General features: G+C 67.0%; 13 protein-coding genes. 7 read left to right on the top strand and 6 right to left on the bottom strand.

All coding sequences use genetic code 11. From position 1 onward, the window contains the following. Positions 1 to 323: 323 nt before the first annotated feature. The gene (gene hutG / locus IMW82_RS05545; RefSeq protein ID WP_211004035.1) at positions 324 to 1,103 is read right to left on the bottom strand and encodes an N-formylglutamate deformylase; all 780 of its coding nucleotides are present in this window, start codon (positions 1,101 to 1,103) and stop codon (positions 324 to 326) included. 156 nt (positions 1,104 to 1,259) lie between these two features. On the opposite strand from hutG, the gene IMW82_RS05550 reads away from it, so the two are divergent. From IMW82_RS05550 to IMW82_RS05560, 3 genes are all read left to right on the top strand, one after another. After that, entirely contained in the window at positions 1,260 to 1,649 is a 390-nt protein-coding gene (locus IMW82_RS05550; protein ID WP_244754166.1) for a hypothetical protein, read from the top strand. 87 nt (positions 1,650 to 1,736) lie between these two features. Next, positions 1,737 to 3,194 carry a hypothetical protein gene (locus IMW82_RS05555; RefSeq protein ID WP_244754168.1) on the top strand — a complete coding sequence of 486 codons (1,458 nt, stop codon included), beginning with the start codon at positions 1,737 to 1,739 and terminating at the stop codon, positions 3,192 to 3,194. 236 nt (positions 3,195 to 3,430) lie between these two features. Continuing rightward, positions 3,431 to 3,934: a C40 family peptidase gene (locus tag IMW82_RS05560; protein WP_211004309.1), complete on the top strand. Its 504-nt coding sequence runs from the start codon at positions 3,431 to 3,433 to the stop codon at positions 3,932 to 3,934. Between the two features lie 163 nt (positions 3,935 to 4,097). Here IMW82_RS05560 and IMW82_RS05565 read toward each other — a convergent pair whose 3' ends face one another. Continuing rightward, entirely contained in the window at positions 4,098 to 4,583 is a 486-nt protein-coding gene (locus IMW82_RS05565; protein ID WP_108472494.1) for a peptidylprolyl isomerase, read from the bottom strand. 53 nt (positions 4,584 to 4,636) lie between these two features. Next, positions 4,637 to 5,869, bottom strand: a complete 1,233-nt coding sequence (locus IMW82_RS05570; protein WP_211004036.1) for an MFS transporter — start codon at positions 5,867 to 5,869, stop codon at positions 4,637 to 4,639. Between the two features lie 106 nt (positions 5,870 to 5,975). On the opposite strand from IMW82_RS05570, the gene IMW82_RS05575 reads away from it, so the two are divergent. After that, on the top strand, positions 5,976 to 6,632 hold the full coding sequence (locus tag IMW82_RS05575) for a class I SAM-dependent methyltransferase (protein ID WP_211004037.1): 657 nt from the start codon (positions 5,976 to 5,978) through the stop codon (positions 6,630 to 6,632). A gap of 159 nt (positions 6,633 to 6,791) precedes the next feature. Continuing rightward, positions 6,792 to 8,120, top strand: coding sequence for a DEAD/DEAH box helicase (locus tag IMW82_RS05580; protein ID WP_211004038.1), 1,329 nt, complete (start codon positions 6,792 to 6,794; stop codon positions 8,118 to 8,120). Positions 8,121 to 8,192: 72 nt separating this feature from the next. Here IMW82_RS05580 and fghA read toward each other — a convergent pair whose 3' ends face one another. Beyond that, on the bottom strand, positions 8,193 to 9,041 hold the full coding sequence (fghA, locus tag IMW82_RS05585) for an S-formylglutathione hydrolase (RefSeq protein WP_211004039.1): 849 nt from the start codon (positions 9,039 to 9,041) through the stop codon (positions 8,193 to 8,195). Positions 9,042 to 9,197: 156 nt separating this feature from the next. On the opposite strand from fghA, the gene IMW82_RS05590 reads away from it, so the two are divergent. Both IMW82_RS05590 and IMW82_RS05595 read left to right on the top strand, forming a co-directional pair. Then, positions 9,198 to 11,129, top strand: coding sequence for a DEAD/DEAH box helicase (locus IMW82_RS05590; protein ID WP_211004040.1), 1,932 nt, complete (start codon positions 9,198 to 9,200; stop codon positions 11,127 to 11,129). 404 nt (positions 11,130 to 11,533) lie between these two features. Further along, positions 11,534 to 13,132 carry a hypothetical protein gene (locus IMW82_RS05595; protein ID WP_108472489.1) on the top strand — a complete coding sequence of 533 codons (1,599 nt, stop codon included), beginning with the start codon at positions 11,534 to 11,536 and terminating at the stop codon, positions 13,130 to 13,132. Between the two features lie 84 nt (positions 13,133 to 13,216). On the opposite strand, the gene IMW82_RS05600 is transcribed toward IMW82_RS05595, so the two are convergent. After that, on the bottom strand, positions 13,217 to 13,603 hold the full coding sequence (locus tag IMW82_RS05600; protein ID WP_108472488.1) for a YkgJ family cysteine cluster protein: 387 nt from the start codon (positions 13,601 to 13,603) through the stop codon (positions 13,217 to 13,219). Between the two features lie 165 nt (positions 13,604 to 13,768). Then, positions 13,769 to 14,629 carry a neutral zinc metallopeptidase gene (locus IMW82_RS05605; RefSeq protein ID WP_211004041.1) on the bottom strand — a complete coding sequence of 287 codons (861 nt, stop codon included), beginning with the start codon at positions 14,627 to 14,629 and terminating at the stop codon, positions 13,769 to 13,771. Positions 14,630 to 14,641 lie beyond the last annotated feature (12 nt).

Genomic DNA, 14,641 nt, shown 5'->3' on the forward strand with positions numbered 1-14,641 from the left:
CGCGGGAGCCGCAGCCGGGGCTGCCTGCGCCGCAGGAGCGGCCGCCTGCGATGCAGGGGCAGCTTGGGCCAACACGGAACCGGAAAGCACAACGCCAGCCACAAGCAGGGAAGCGATCAGAAGTTTACGCATCATGATGTCGAGCCTCGGACGATTAAGGTATCGCGAACCCGGCCGGAACCCGGCAACTCGGGTGGCGCGACAAACCGACGATGCGACGGTGAAGGCATACCAAAGCTGAACGGAACGCGCGGCTTCCTGCCCGATGCACGCAGCGGATCTTGACTTTCACCGCATCCGATCGAAATCGCATTTACTTGCGATCAGGCCAGACAGACCTGCAGCATACGGCCGATCAGCTCCTGTACCGCAGGTGCTTGCGCCTCGTCGTACGCGAAGCTTTCCTCGTCCATGTAATTGAGCTGCGCCAGTTCCAGTTGTACAGCCTGCACGCCGGTCGCGGGCGTGCCGTAATGACGCGTGATGTAGCCGCCCTTGAAGCGGCCGTTGACGGCAAAGCTGAAACGCGACTGCGACTCCAGGCAAGCCTGCAAGCGGGCCTGCAGCGCGGGGGTGCAGCTTGCCCCAGCCGCCGTGCCGAGATTGAAATCCGGCAGCCGCCCCTCGAACAGCATGGGTACCCGGCTGCGGATCGAATGCCCTTCCCACAGCACCGCCCGGCCATGCGCCGCACATAGCCGCGTAAGTTCCTGCGCGATGGCCTGGTGGTAGGGCCGCCAGTCATCGTTTATCCGCCGTTGGATTTCGGCTTCATCCGGCTCATGGCCATCCTGGTACAGGGGCTCCCCGTCGAAGCCGATCAGTGGCACCAGGCCAGTCTCGCGCTGCCCCGGATACAGCGCATGGCCATCGGCGGGGCGGTTAAGGTCGATGACATAGCGCGACACCACCGGCTTCAGCACGCTGGCGCCCAGCGCCCGGGCCAGCGGCTCGTACAGCCGGGCCACGTGCCAGTCGGTGTCCGGCGCGCGGCGCGCGGCCGGATGCATCCGTGCTGCGATGCCGTCGGGGATGAAACTGCCATCGTGCGGCAGGCTGATCAACAGCGGTGCACGGCCGCGCTGCAAGGTGAACGTGGTCATCGGCACATTGTACCCAGTCCATCGACCCACTCCTTTCGTCGGGCGCGGGCGGAGCTTGCCTGCCGGGGTCTGCGCAGGCACGCTAGCCACGAATCATCCAGGGGATTGTGCATGCCGGCCAGAGTGCTTTTCCGAGTGATTTCCGTGGCGCTTTGCATGGCCACGCCCCTGGCCTCATCGGCGCTGGCGCAGGATTTCAGCCCTGCCGCCATCGAGATGTTCCATGCGCTGCGGCAGCAGCCCAACGACCTGGCCCGCTACGTCTTCCTGGTCAAGACCGTGCAGGAGCTTCCCGCCGCCGACCGACCGCTCGGGATGCAGATGTTCGCCTCGGTCGAGAACGAACTGGGCCTTTACAACGAGGCGCTGCGCGACTTCCCGTTGAAGAGCCACGTGGCCGTGGACATGACCATCCCCACGGCGACACAGGCGACACCACGAGCAAGCTGTATCTGCGGCCCGGCCGCTATCGTTTGCGCGCATGGGACATTCGCGGAAAAACCCTCTCCGAGCAGCTCATCACGGTCAACCCGCGTTAGAGCCTGAGCATGCTCTCCGGCTGCCCCGCGTCGCGATCGCACGGCTTGCGTGGAACCCCGGGGAAATCTAGTCTGGATACGGGTAACGCATCGCATGGGAAAGATGATGCCTCAGCGCCTGTCTGCCGCCACATGGATCCTGCTGACGCTCGCCGCCGTTTGCGCCGCAGCCCACGCCGCGCAGAAAAGGCCGCCGTCGAACCTGTTTGATGAATTGCAGCCGTTGACCGGGGAACTGGCCCGGTACAACTACCTCATCGCGGCAATGCCCCGCTTGACCGGCAACGAGCGGATGCTCGCCCAGCAGCTGCTGGCATTCTGCGAAAACGAACTGGGGCTCTACAGCGAGGCGGTTCGCGATTTCCCGCTGCGCAACGACCTGCCAGAAGAACTGACTCCCCCGCGAGCCGACACCTGGCAGGCGGTGGACGGAGTCGACGCCATCGTCGCGCTGGCCCGCAACCGGCGCATCGTGATGGTGAACGAGGCTCACCACGACGGACATACCCGCGAACTGACCCTGATACTTCTCCCCCGCCTGCGTGCGGAAGGCTTCACGTACTTCGCCGCCGAAGCCCTCGACAGGCGGGATGTATCACTCACGAAACGCGGCTACCCGGTAGCCACCAGTGGCAGCGAATATCTCCATGAGCCGCTGTATGGCGACATCGTGCGCGAAGCCATCCGGCTGGGCTACGTCATCGTGCCCTATGAAGCGGAGGACGCCACGCCGCAGGGGCGCGAGAACGGCCAGGCCCGAAACCTGTACGAGCAGGTCTTCGCCCGGGATCCCAAGGCGAAGCTTTTCGTGCATGCCGGTTACGCGCATGTCGACAAGCAGCGTGGCCGGATTGGCTCGACCAGACCGATGGCGATGCAATTGAGCAAGCTCAGCGGCATCGATCCCCTGTCGATCGACCAGACCGACGTCCGTGAAGAAAACCCCAGCAGCGAGGCCCTGGCGTATCACTCTTTCAGTCACGCCCTGCAGAAATTCGAGACGTTCACGCAAATGGCTCGGCGACGACCGGATCCGAAAGGCCCCGGCGACCTGCCTGCTCGCCCGGTGACCGATGTCTATGCCCGGATCGTCGCCACGTTCCACCCCAGCGGACCGATCGCGCTGCTGCGCATCGACAACCACGCGCCATGGAGCGCCAGGCCCGGCGTATACGACCTCAACATCATCCTCCCGCCGGCCAACCCGGCTCCTTCCGACTACACGCAAGGCCCGCTCTGGCTGTCCCCAAACGGCAAGAGGCTCGCCGTGCTGCCGCCCGCCAACGGCGGTCATCGACCCGACTGGCTCGCCCTCGATGGCCAGCGTATCGCCGTGCCCATCGACAGCGAAGCCTGCGCGAAGAAATTTCCGTGCCTGGTCGAGGCGCACTACGCCAATGAGTCCGCCGATGCCATTGCTGCCGATCGGTATCTGTTCCTGCAGGACGCGAAGAACGTGCTCTACCTGCGCCCGGGCGCCTACCGGCTGCGCAGCATCGGTGCCGATGGGCAGACCGTGAGCGAACACGCCATCCAGGTCGGAGGCCACTGACCGGCCCACTCGACGGTGCCGGTCAGGTCAAGCCTGAATTCCCTGCCCGGCAGGATCGATCCGGACAAACCCAGAAATCGAATTCAAAATGCTTAAGAATCATTTGATTTGCATGTGAATTATTGAATTGGTAACCTCGCCGCATCGCCCGTCGAGGTTGTCTCGTGAGTCTGCAGCCCGCCGCTCCATCCGCCAGCTCGACCGCGTTCCCGCATCGCGCCCGGTTGATGTTGCCAATGCTTGCGGTGGTCATGCTGGCCGCCTGCTCGGGCAATCCGCACCGTCCCCAGTCCACTTACAAATCATCCCGCTCCGCCCTGGCCGATCTGCCGCCGCGCGCGCCCTCGGCGGCCAGTGCCGGCGAGGCGAACGACATCCTGTTCCGTGCGATCGGCCTGGTCGGCACGCCGTATCGCTGGGGCGGCAACACGCCCGCCGGCGGCTTCGACTGCAGCGGCCTGGTCGACTACATCTACCGCACCGCCGCCGGCATCAGGCTGCCGCGCACCTCGCACGACATGGCCTCGATGGATGCCCGCAAGGTGCGCAGGATGACCCAGCTGGCCAGCGGCGACCTGGTGTTCTTCGACATTGGCGGCGCGATCAGCCACGTCGGCGTCTACGTCGGCAAGGGTCGTTTCGTGCACGCGCCGAACAGCGGCGGCACGGTGCGCCTGGACGATATCGACGGGCCGTACTGGGGCAACCATTTCGCCTATGGGAAGCGGGTACTGGATTGAGCGTATTGAGTGGATGTAGAGAGCCGGGCTTGAGGGAAGCCGGAGCCACCCCTCTCTCCCACAGGGATTTCCTGGCGGTCACAACTCTCCCTGAAAGAGGAGAGGGCAAACGAAAAACGGCGCCCAAAGACGCCGTTCTTGCTTTGACTCTTTAATGCCCCACTCAGTGCTCCGCACTGCCCGGCGCGTGAGCGTGGCCGTGGGCGATCTCTTCCTCGGTGGCGTCGCGCACTTCGCCGAGGACCACGTCGAAGTGCAGCGTCTTGCCCGCCATCGGGTGGTTCAGGTCCACGTCGATCGCGCTCATGCCGACCTTGTGCACGGTCACCGCGCGCTGGCCGCCCTGCTTCAGCTGCAGCACGGTGGTCATGCCCGGCTTGAGCCGGTTGGCCTGCGGGAAATACTTCTTCGACATGCGCTGGATCTGGCCTTCCTGGCGCTCGCCGTAACCCTCGGCCGGCGCCACGTCCACGCTCAGCGTCTCGCCGGCCTCGTGGCCTTCCAGCGCCGTTTCCAGACCCGGGATCAGCTGGCCGTGGCCGAGCAGGATCCACAGCTGCTCGTCGCGATCGTGCGAGCTCTCAACCTTTTCGCCATCCACCGTCAGTGTGTAGTGGATTGCGATGACCTTGTCCTTGCCAGCCTTCATTGCCTGTCTCGTCGATGGGATCAAACGGCGGATTCTAGCAGTAGCCCGACGCGTCAGGACTCGCGATGGCCAAAGCCCACGCCGCGCGCCTCCGGCCCCAGCCACAGCAGCAAGGCCAGCAACAGCGCCACCAGCACCATCCACAGCGCCATCGCGAAGGCGAAATCGCCACCATGCCGCTGCGCCAGCCAGGTCTGCGCAGTGGCGGTGACCGCCGCCAGCAGGTTGCCCATCTGGTAGGCGAACCCGGGCAAGGTGCCGCGCACCGCGGCCGGCGACAACTCGTTCAGATGGCTCGGCACCACGCCCCAGGCGCCCTGCACCATCACCTGGATCAGGAAGGCGCCCAGGCCCAGCAGGATCAGCGAGCCGCCGTACATCCACAGCGGAATCACCGGGATCGCCAGCACTGCGGCGATCATCATCGCCTTGCGCCGGCCGATCCGCTCCGACAAGGCGCCGAAATACAGGCCGCCCGCCAGCGCGCCGAGATTGAGCAGCGCCACCAGCACGAAGGCCGTGGTCGAGCCGGTGGGCAGGTGCAGGTTCACCTCCTCGAAGGTGTGGTACATGTCCTGCGAGCCGTGGCTGAACATGTTGAACGCCATCATCAGCAGCATCAGGTAGATGGCCAGCTTCCAGTGCCCGCGCATGGCCTCGAACAGGCCGGGCCGCTGCGCTGCCTGCGCGCCTTCCTGCCAGACCGCCGACTCCGGCACCTTGCGCCGGATGTACAGCACCAGCAGCGCCGGGATCGCGCCGACCACGAACAGGCCGCGCCAGCCGATGTGGTCGACCAGCAGCCAGTTGGCCAGCGCGGCGAGGAAAAAGCCGCACGGATAGCCGCTCTGCAGCAGGCCCGACACCGCGCCACGGGCCTTCGCCGGGATCGACTCCATCGCCAGCGACGCGCCGATGCCCCATTCGCCGCCCATCGCGACGCCGAACAGGAAACGCAGCACCAGCAACGCGGTCAGCGACGAGGCGAAGGCCGTGGCGAACTCGAACAGCGAGAACAGGACCACGTCGAGCATCAGGATCGGCCGCCGCCCGAAGCGATCGGCCAGCCGCCCGAACAGCAGCGCACCCAGCGGCCGCGCCGCCAGGGTCAGGAACAGCGCGTAGGTGACCTGCGCCGTACCCACCTCGAACTCCTTCGCCACCGTGACGATGACGAAGGTCAGCAGGAAATAATCGAACGCATCCAGTGTCCAGCCCAGGAAACTCGCCAGCACCGTGTGCCGCTGGGTGGTATCGAGTTCACGCAAGGGTGCAAGCAGCGACATCGGCCTCTCCTCGAACGGGACGTCGCGCACAGGGTGCGCCGGCGACGATGGTACCCGAGCACCCGATGGCCTAGGCTGCCACCATTGCCGAAAAACCGGGATCCGGATGGACCGCCGCAGCCGCCAGCGCATCGCCCGCCTGTACGACAACCACCTGCAGCGCGGCTACGTCAGGTGCAAGCTGGCCCGCGACCCGGTCTATGCGGCTGCGGCCGCGCTGGTTGCCGACACGACGCTACCCCTGCTCGACATCGGCTGCGGCATCGGCCTGCTCGGCTTGTATCTGCACACGCTCGGCCAGGCCCAAGCCTACCTCGGCGTGGATCACGACGGGCGCAAGATCGCCGCCGGCCAACAGGCCGTGCAGCGCGCCGGACTTGGTGCGCTGATGAGCCTGCGGCATGCCGACGTGGCCGAGCTGCCGACGACGCACGGCCACGTCGCGCTGCTCGACGTGCTGCACTACCTGCCCGCCGAACGCCAGCCCGTCCTGCTGCGGGAGGCCGCCCGGCACCTGGCGCCCGATGGCTGCCTGATCATCCGCAACGTGCTGCGCGAGCCGAACTGGCGCTTCCATGCCACCCGCGTCGAGGAGTTCTTCCTGCGCACCTCCGGCTGGATTCCCGGCGGCGCGCAGCACTATCCGGGCGCCGGCGAAGTACGCGCGCCACTGGAAGACGCCGGGCTCGAGGTGCACATCGAACCACTGCGCGGGCGCACGCCGTTCAACAGTTACCTGATCGTGGCGCGGCCGCATCGCTGAGGCGGCCACGGCATGCCGTTCAGCTTGATCGCACGCGGCGATGACGAATCGGCTATACTCGACAGCGCACCCGTTGCCACGGGTGCTGCGACGCACCGTCGCCCCTTCCCCTTAGTCTGCAACACGGTATGAACACTCCGGGTTGCTCAGGAGTGTTCCATGTCTTTTGATTCGCTGGGCCTTGCGCCCGCGTTGCTGCGTGCGCTTGCCGATTACGGCTACACCCAGCCCACCCCGATCCAGGCCGCCGCGATCCCGCCCGCACTGGAAGGCCACGACCTGCTCGCCGCCGCCCAGACCGGCACCGGCAAGACCGCCGCATTCGCGCTGCCGCTGCTGCAGAAGCTGTCGACCAGCGGCCAGACCATGACCCGCCGCCCGCGCGCGCTGATCCTCACCCCGACCCGTGAGCTGGCCGCGCAGATCCACGAGAACATGCGCGACTACGGCAAGCACATCCAGGTCAGCGCCACCACCATCTTCGGCGGCGTCGGCATGGGCCCGCAGATCAACGCACTGCGCCGCGGCGTGGACATCGTCATCGCCACCCCCGGCCGCCTGATCGACCACATGCAGCAGCGCACGCTGGACCTGTCCGCGGTGGAGACGCTGGTGCTGGACGAAGCCGACCGCATGCTCGACATGGGCTTCCTGCCGGCGCTGAAGCGTATCCTGCAGTCGGTGCCGAAACGCCGCCAGACCCTGCTGTTCTCGGCCACCTTCGCGCCGGCGATCAAGACGCTGGCGATGGACTTCATGCACAACCCGCGCGAGATCTCGGTCTCGGCGCCGAACACCGTCACCACCTTGGTCAGCCATCAGGTGCATCCGGTCGACGCCTCGCGCAAGCGCGACCTGCTGCTGCACGTGCTGTCGGCCGACAGCCGCCGCCAGAGCCTGGTGTTCAGCCGCACCAAGCACGGCGCCGACAAACTGGTAACCTTCCTGAATGCGTCCGGTCTGCGCAGCGCGGCGATCCACGGCAACAAGAGCCAGAACGCGCGCACCCGCGCCCTCGCCGACTTCAAATCCGGCCGCGTCACCGTGCTGGTCGCCACCGACATCGCCGCCCGCGGCATCGACATCGAGCAGCTGCCGATCGTGATCAACTTCGACCTGCCGTCGGTCGCCGAGGATTACGTGCACCGCATCGGCCGCACCGGCCGTGCCGGCATGGAAGGGCTCGCACTGTCGCTGGTCAGCCACGACGAAAGCGGCCTGTTGTTCGACATCCGCAAGCTGCTCAAGCAGGACATCGCGATCACTCCGGTGGCCGGCTACGAGCCGTCCGCGCCGCTGCGGCTGGATGCCGGGGCACCGCGTCCGAAGCAGGGCGGCGGCGGCCAGCGCCAGCAGCAGCGGGCACCGCGTCAGGGCAAGCCCGCTGGCGCGGCGCGGCCGAACGGCTATGCGCCACAGGGTCGCGGCGAGCATGCCGCCGGCAACCAGCGTCGCCGTTCGAGCCATCGCCCTGCCGCCAAGGCCTGAGCAGAATCGGCTTGAGTAACGACGAACATGGCGGCCTGATGGCCGCCATGTTCATTTCAGGCACCCGGAAATTCAGCGCAGGCCCAGCGCCGCCGCGTGATGGCGCAGGTGGTCGTCGATGAAGCTGGTGATGAACCAGTAGCTGTGGTCGTAGCCGGCATGCCGGCGCAGCAGCAGCGGCTGCCCTGCCTCGGCGCAGGCCTGGTCGAACAGTTCGGGTTTCAGCTGCGCTTCGAGGAAGGGGTCGGCCTCGCCCTGGTCGATCAGGATCGTGCCGCCGAAGGTCTGCCGTCGCACCAGCTCGCAGGCATCGTAGTCGGCCCAGCCCGCCGGGTCGTCGCCGAGATAGCGCGGCAGCGCCTTCCTGCCCCATGGCACCCCGCTGGGCGCCACGATCGGCGCGAACGCGGACACCGAGCGGTAGCGTGACGGGTATGTCAGGGCGAGGGTCAACGCGCCATGGCCGCCCATCGAGTGGCCGCAGATGCCGCTGAGCGCCGGGTCCACTGCAAACCGTGCGGCGATCAGCGCAGGCAGTTCGTCCGCCACGTAGCTGCGCATGCGGAAGTGCGCTGACCACGGCGCCGCCGTGGCATCGACGTAGAAGCCCGCACCTTCGCCGAACTCCCAGTCGCCGGTAGCGCCGTCGATGCCGGTGCCGCGCGGGCTGGTGTCAGGCATCACCAGCACCAGGCCCAGCTCGGCAGCCAGTCTTTGCGCACCCGCCTTGATCATGGCGGTTTCCTCGGTACAGGTCAGCCCGGCCAGGAAATACAGCACCGGGCACAGCTGCCGGGTGGCCTGCGGCGGCTGGTAGACGGCAAAGCGCATGGGGCCGGCGCAGGCATCCGAGTGGTGGCGGTAAACGCCCTGGACGCCGCCGTGCAGGCGCTGTTCGGAGATTGTTTCAAGCATGCCCATCGTGGTCTTCGATCCGCTGGCAAAGGCAGCGTTGAGCATAACTGCGGGCCGTCACTTTCGCGTTCAGCAAGAACCGCCACGCGCAAGCGTGGAGACTGTTAGAATGCACGGTCTGCGCGTCGCATTCCCGGCGCTGCCTTCTGTTCCGAGGTTCCCATGCCATCCCCCGTCTCCGACCACGCCCCGGTTCCGTCCGGTTTTGGCGCGCTGGCGCTGCATCCCGACGTTTTGCGCGTACTGGCCGACGTCGGCTATGAATCGCCCTCGCCGATTCAGGCCGCCACCATCCCGCCGCTGCTGGAAGGCCGCGACGTGCTGGGCCAGGCGCAGACCGGCACCGGCAAGACCGCCGCGTTCGCGCTGCCGATCCTGTCGCGCATCGAGCGCAAGCCGGGCAAGCCGCAGGCGCTGGTGCTGGCGCCCACGCGCGAACTGGCGATCCAGGTGGCCGAGGCGTTCCAGACCTACGCCGCGCACCTGCCCGGCTTCCAGGTGCTGCCGATCTACGGCGGCCAGAGCTACGGCCCGCAGCTGCATTCGCTCAAGCGCGGCGTCCACGTCGTGGTCGGCACGCCCGGCCGCGTCATCGATCACCTGGACAAGGGCACGCTGGACCTGTCCGAACTGAAGTACCTGGTGCTCGACGAAGCCGACGAGATGCTGCGCATGGGCTTCATCGACGACGTCGAGAAGGTGCTGCAGGCGACCCCGCCGCAGCGCCAGGTCGCGCTGTTTTCCGCGACCATGCCCACGCAGATCCGCAAGATCGCACAGCGTCACCTGAAGGATCCGGTCGAAGTCACCATCAAGTCCTCGACCACCACCGCGGCGAACATCCACCAGCGCTACTGGTTCGTCAGCGGCATGCACAAGCTCGACGCGCTGACCCGCATCCTGGAGGCCGAGCCGTTCGACGCGATGATCATCTTCGCGCGCACCAAGCAGGCCACCGAGGAGCTGGCCGAGAAGCTGCAGGCGCGCGGCCTGGCCGCCGCCGCGATCAACGGCGACATCGCCCAGGCGCAGCGCGAGCGGGTGATCCAGCAGCTGAAGGACGGCAAGCTGGACATCCTGGTCGCCACTGACGTGGCCGCACGCGGCCTCGACGTGGAGCGCATCAGCCACGTGCTGAACTATGACATCCCGTACGACACCGAAAGCTATGTGCATCGCATCGGCCGCACCGGCCGCGCCGGGCGCAGCGGCGAGGCGATCCTGTTCGTCAGCCCGCGCGAGCGCGGCATGCTGCACGCGATCGAGCGCGCCACCCGGCAGCCGATCGAGCAGATGCAGCTGCCGTCGGTGGAGGTGGTCAACGACGTGCGCATCGGCAAGTTCAAGCAGCGCATCAGCGACATGCTGGCGCAAGGCGACCTCGGCCAGTTCCAGCAGCTGATCGAGCAGTACGAGCAGGAGCACAACGTGCCGGCGGTCGAGATCGCCGCCGCGCTGGCGCGCATCGCCCAGGGCGACCAGCCACTGCTGCTGGCGCCGCCGCCGAAGCGCGAGAAGTACGAACCCGCATCGCGCGAGCGTGTCGAACGCGCGACCCCGCGCGAACGCACGAGCAGCGAGCGGCGCCCGCCGCATGCGCGCGAAACAACCGCCGCCAGCCATCAGCCGCGCGAGTCCAGGTCGCACGAACAGCGGCCACGCGAACACGCCGCGCACGAGCGTGCGGGACACGAGCAGGCACCACCGCGCGACTTCGGCCAGCGTCCGCTGCGTGCGCATGCCACCGAAGAAGGCAAGCGCACGTATCGCATCGAGGTCGGCCACGAGCACGGCGTGAAACCGGGCAACATCATCGGTGCGATCGCCAACGAAGCCGGGCTGGACAGCCAGTACATCGGCCGCCTCAGCATTCGCGACCACTACAGCCTGGTCGACCTGCCCGACGGTATGCCGAAGGAAGTGTTCGAGCACCTGAAGAAGGTATGGGTAGTGCAGCAGCAGTTGCGCATCCACGAGTGGGACGGCAGCGACACCGGCAGCAGCGCAGCGCCGGAGCACAAGCCGGGCGGTTTCAGGAAGCCTGGCAGCTTCAAGCCGCGGCCCGGCGGCGCCAAGCCGCCGCGGCGCAAGTAAGCGCCCCGCGTCGCGTCGCCCGACAAGCGACGGCGCGATGACATGACGCGGGCGGGATCGTCACCGCCGCGAACCCGCCGCATGTCCAGCTGCAGCTCGGCGGTCGAACATCACCCCTCCCGCGAAGCCGGGCGGCTCGACGGGCCGGCACCGGCCACCGTCGCACCCGCAGGCGGCCGTGCGCGATCCGGGATAACCGGCGTCGGACGACCTCTTCACGAAAAATTCCCCTCAAAGCGCTATGACTCCGTCGTTCCGCCTGGAAATCCAGGGGCTCGCGATGCCGACGTCGCGTGAGGGTGGAACGGTCATCGGATCCCTGTCGTGCCTGGCCACCAAAGCTGTGCAACGCCAGTCGCACGCGCCGATCCTTTCCCATGCCGTTACCTCGTGGAGGGGAACCCATGTCATCACGAAACTTGACCGCCTTGAGCATCGCGCTGGGCGCCGTTTTCGGTCTGGCGACAAGCAACCAGGCCTTCGCCGAAAACGCGGCGCCGAAAGTGGAAGTGACGCCTGCCGTGAAACACGACACCTTGCGCTCCCTGCGCGGCACCATGCCGCGCCCGGAAGATTTCTCCAAGAGTCCCCGCATTCACCCGCTGCATCCGCTGCCGCCGCTGGCTCCGGGCAACCAGACCGACGGCGCCTTGCAACACAGCGTCACCGGGGCGTTTGCACCCGCGCTGGGCGCCGGTTTCGAAGGCGTCGGCCAGGGCTTCAGCGGCCCGCAGGGCACCTTCAGCGTCAACAGTGCCCCGCCGGACACCAACGGCGCGGTAGGCGCCACCCAGTACGTGCAGATCGTCAACACCGGCTTCGCGGTGTTCGACAAGGCCAGCAAGGCGGTGGTCTACGGTCCGGTGCAGAGCAACACCCTGTGGTCCGGCTTCGGCGGCCCCTGCGAGGCCGACAACGACGGCGATGCCGTGGTGGTCTACGACAAGGCCGCCAACCGCTGGGTCGTCTCGCAGTTCGCCGTCAGCGCCACGCCGTACTATCAGTGCGTGGCCGTGTCGGCCACCAGTGACGCCACCGGCGCGTACTACCGCTATGCCTTCTCCTACGGCAGCGTCTTTCCCGACTATCCGAAGATGGGCGTCTGGCCGGATGGCTATTACGAAACGTTCAACATGTTCAGCGGCAACACGTTCGCTGGCGCGAAGCTGTGCGCCTATGACCGCAGCGCGATGCTGAGCGGCGCCGCGGCCACCCAGCAGTGCTTCCAGTTGTCCACCAGCTACGGCGGCGTGCTGCCGGCGGACCTCGATGGCGCCACCGCGCCACCGGCCGGCGCGCCGAACTACATGCTGAACTTCACCAGCAATGCGCTGAACCTGTGGAAATTCCATGTGGACTGGGCGAACAGCGCCAACACCTCGCTGAGCGGTCCGCTCAACATTCCGGTGGCTGCTTTCGCCACTGCCTGCCGCGGCGGCAGCTGCATCCCGCAGTACGGTACGCGGCAAAAGCTGGACTCGCTGGGCGATCGCCTGATGTTCCGACTGGCCTACCGCAACTTCGGCGATCACGAGTCACTGGTGGTCAACCATTCGGTGCAGGTCGGCACCTCGCGCAAGAACCCGTATACCGGCGTGCGCTGGTACGAGATCCGCAATCCTGCCGGTTCGCCGGTGGTCTACCAGCAATCCACTTTCTCGCCGGACACCAGTTATCGCTGGATGGGCTCGGTGGCGATGGACAAGCAGGGCAACCTGGCGCTCGGCTACAGCGTCTCGGACAGTTCCATCCACCCGGCGATCCGCTACACCGGCCGCCTGGTCGGCGACCCACTGAACACGCTGGAGGCCGAGAACAGCATCATCGAAGGCACCGGATCGCAGAGCGGCAACAACCTGTCGCGCTGGGGCGATTACAGCGCGATGACGGTTGACCCGGTCGACGACTGCACGTTCTGGTACACCACCGAATACCTGAAGAACACCGGCTCGTTCAACTGGAACACGCGCATTGCGTCGTTCAAGTTCCCGGGCTGCCTATAAACAGGTTCCCGGGTATCCAGCATGCCCGTCACCGATCGCGGTGGCGGGCATCCCTCTCCTGCAGTTACAGATGCGGCAGCGCGCTCAGGCGCTCTGCGGCAGTGGCGGCTCGCCGGCGTCGAACGGGTCGAGCCAGTCCTCCGGCGTCAGCACCGGCAGGCCGTGCGCGAGGCGTGCCTTGTCGCACTGCGGACTGACCGTGCCGAACTCCCACGACGGCTGCACCTCACGGCACACCGACGGCCGCTGCGGATAGATACCGCAATGCGCCGCTACACCCACCGTGCCTTGCAGCGCCACACAGCGCGGCTGCGCGGCGTTGGTGCCGCGCATCGCCAGCCGGTGCGGATCAAGCTTCTCGGTCAACTCGGGCGGTACGCTGCCGCCGAGGAAGGCTTCCGCTTCCGACCAATGAAATGCCACGCGAAAGTACGCGCAGCAGGCACCGCAACGCAGGCAGGGATGTTCCATCGAAGCGACCGGGGGCGCCCCAGGGCGCGCAGGAGGCAGATTCTAGAGCAGCGGGCAGCGCTAGCGCAGCTTGAAAAGCCGGAGCTGCCCCTGCCTACCCTTCCCTGCAGGCAGGGGCGCGACTTTGCAGGCAGGCAGTCGCCTTGCAGCTGCCTGCCTGGGATCTCATGGTTCGCCGGCGAAGGTATCGCACTGGGCCATGTCGCCGCTGTCGAAGCCGGCCTTGAACCACTTCACCCGCTGCGCCGAGGTGCCGTGGGTGAACGTGTCCGGGCGCACCCGGCCCTGCGCCTGCTGTTGCAGGGCATCGTCGCCGATGTGGCTGGCTGCGTTCAGCGCCGACTCGATGTCGCCCGGCTGCAACCAGTTCAGGTCCTTCTGGCTGTGGTTGGCCCATATGCCGGCGTAGCAATCCGCCTGCAGTTCCTGTCGCACCGACAGACCATCGGCGCCGTCCATCGGCACGCCGCGCTGCTGCAGCTGGCGGACCTTGTCGAACACCCCGGTGAGCTTCTGCACGTGGTGGCCCACTTCGTGCGCGATCACGTAGGCACGGGCGAAATCGCCGGAGGAGTGCAGCTCGTCCTGCAGTTGCTGGAAGAACGCCAGGTCCAGGTACACCTTCTGGTCGCCCGGACAATAGAACGGCCCCACCGCGGTGGTGGCGCCGCCGCAGGCCGTGGCCACGCCGCCGCTGAACAGGTGCAGCTTGGGCTCGACATAGGTCGCGCCGCGCGCCTGGAAGATCTCGCCCCAGCTCTGCTCGGTCGAATGCAGGACCGCACTGACGAAGGCCTGCTGTTCGGGATCGACCTGGGCAGGCTGCCCGCTTTGTGTCGGCGTGCCCGGCAGGCCACCGCTCTGGTCCAGCAGCGCCAGCGGATTCTTGAAGAAGATCCAGCCCAGCAGCGCCAGCACGATCAGGCCGCCCAGGCCCATGCGGCCGCCACCACCAAAACGCGGACCACCGCCGCCACCGCTGTCGACCTCGACATTGCTGCTGCTGCCGCCTTTCCGCCAATCCATAGGAATCCCCTC

The organism is Rhodanobacter sp. B2A1Ga4 (genome assembly GCF_018101315.1).
Classification (GTDB): Bacteria; Pseudomonadota; Gammaproteobacteria; order Xanthomonadales; family Rhodanobacteraceae; genus Rhodanobacter; species Rhodanobacter thiooxydans_A.

Coding starts and splice junctions, on each gene's coding strand:
- hutG (WP_211004035.1), bottom strand. CDS start 1,103: ATGACCACGTTCACCTTGCAGCGCGGCCGTGCACCGCTGTTGATCAGC.
- IMW82_RS05550 (WP_244754166.1), top strand. CDS start 1,260: ATGGCCACGCCCCTGGCCTCATCGGCGCTGGCGCAGGATTTCAGCCCT.
- IMW82_RS05555 (WP_244754168.1), top strand. CDS start 1,737: ATGGGAAAGATGATGCCTCAGCGCCTGTCTGCCGCCACATGGATCCTG.
- IMW82_RS05560 (WP_211004309.1), top strand. CDS start 3,431: ATGCTTGCGGTGGTCATGCTGGCCGCCTGCTCGGGCAATCCGCACCGT.
- IMW82_RS05565 (WP_108472494.1), bottom strand. CDS start 4,583: ATGAAGGCTGGCAAGGACAAGGTCATCGCAATCCACTACACACTGACG.
- IMW82_RS05570 (WP_211004036.1), bottom strand. CDS start 5,869: ATGTCGCTGCTTGCACCCTTGCGTGAACTCGATACCACCCAGCGGCAC.
- IMW82_RS05575 (WP_211004037.1), top strand. CDS start 5,976: ATGGACCGCCGCAGCCGCCAGCGCATCGCCCGCCTGTACGACAACCAC.
- IMW82_RS05580 (WP_211004038.1), top strand. CDS start 6,792: ATGTCTTTTGATTCGCTGGGCCTTGCGCCCGCGTTGCTGCGTGCGCTT.
- fghA (WP_211004039.1), bottom strand. CDS start 9,041: ATGGGCATGCTTGAAACAATCTCCGAACAGCGCCTGCACGGCGGCGTC.
- IMW82_RS05590 (WP_211004040.1), top strand. CDS start 9,198: ATGCCATCCCCCGTCTCCGACCACGCCCCGGTTCCGTCCGGTTTTGGC.
- IMW82_RS05595 (WP_108472489.1), top strand. CDS start 11,534: ATGTCATCACGAAACTTGACCGCCTTGAGCATCGCGCTGGGCGCCGTT.
- IMW82_RS05600 (WP_108472488.1), bottom strand. CDS start 13,603: ATGGAACATCCCTGCCTGCGTTGCGGTGCCTGCTGCGCGTACTTTCGC.
- IMW82_RS05605 (WP_211004041.1), bottom strand. CDS start 14,629: ATGGATTGGCGGAAAGGCGGCAGCAGCAGCAATGTCGAGGTCGACAGC.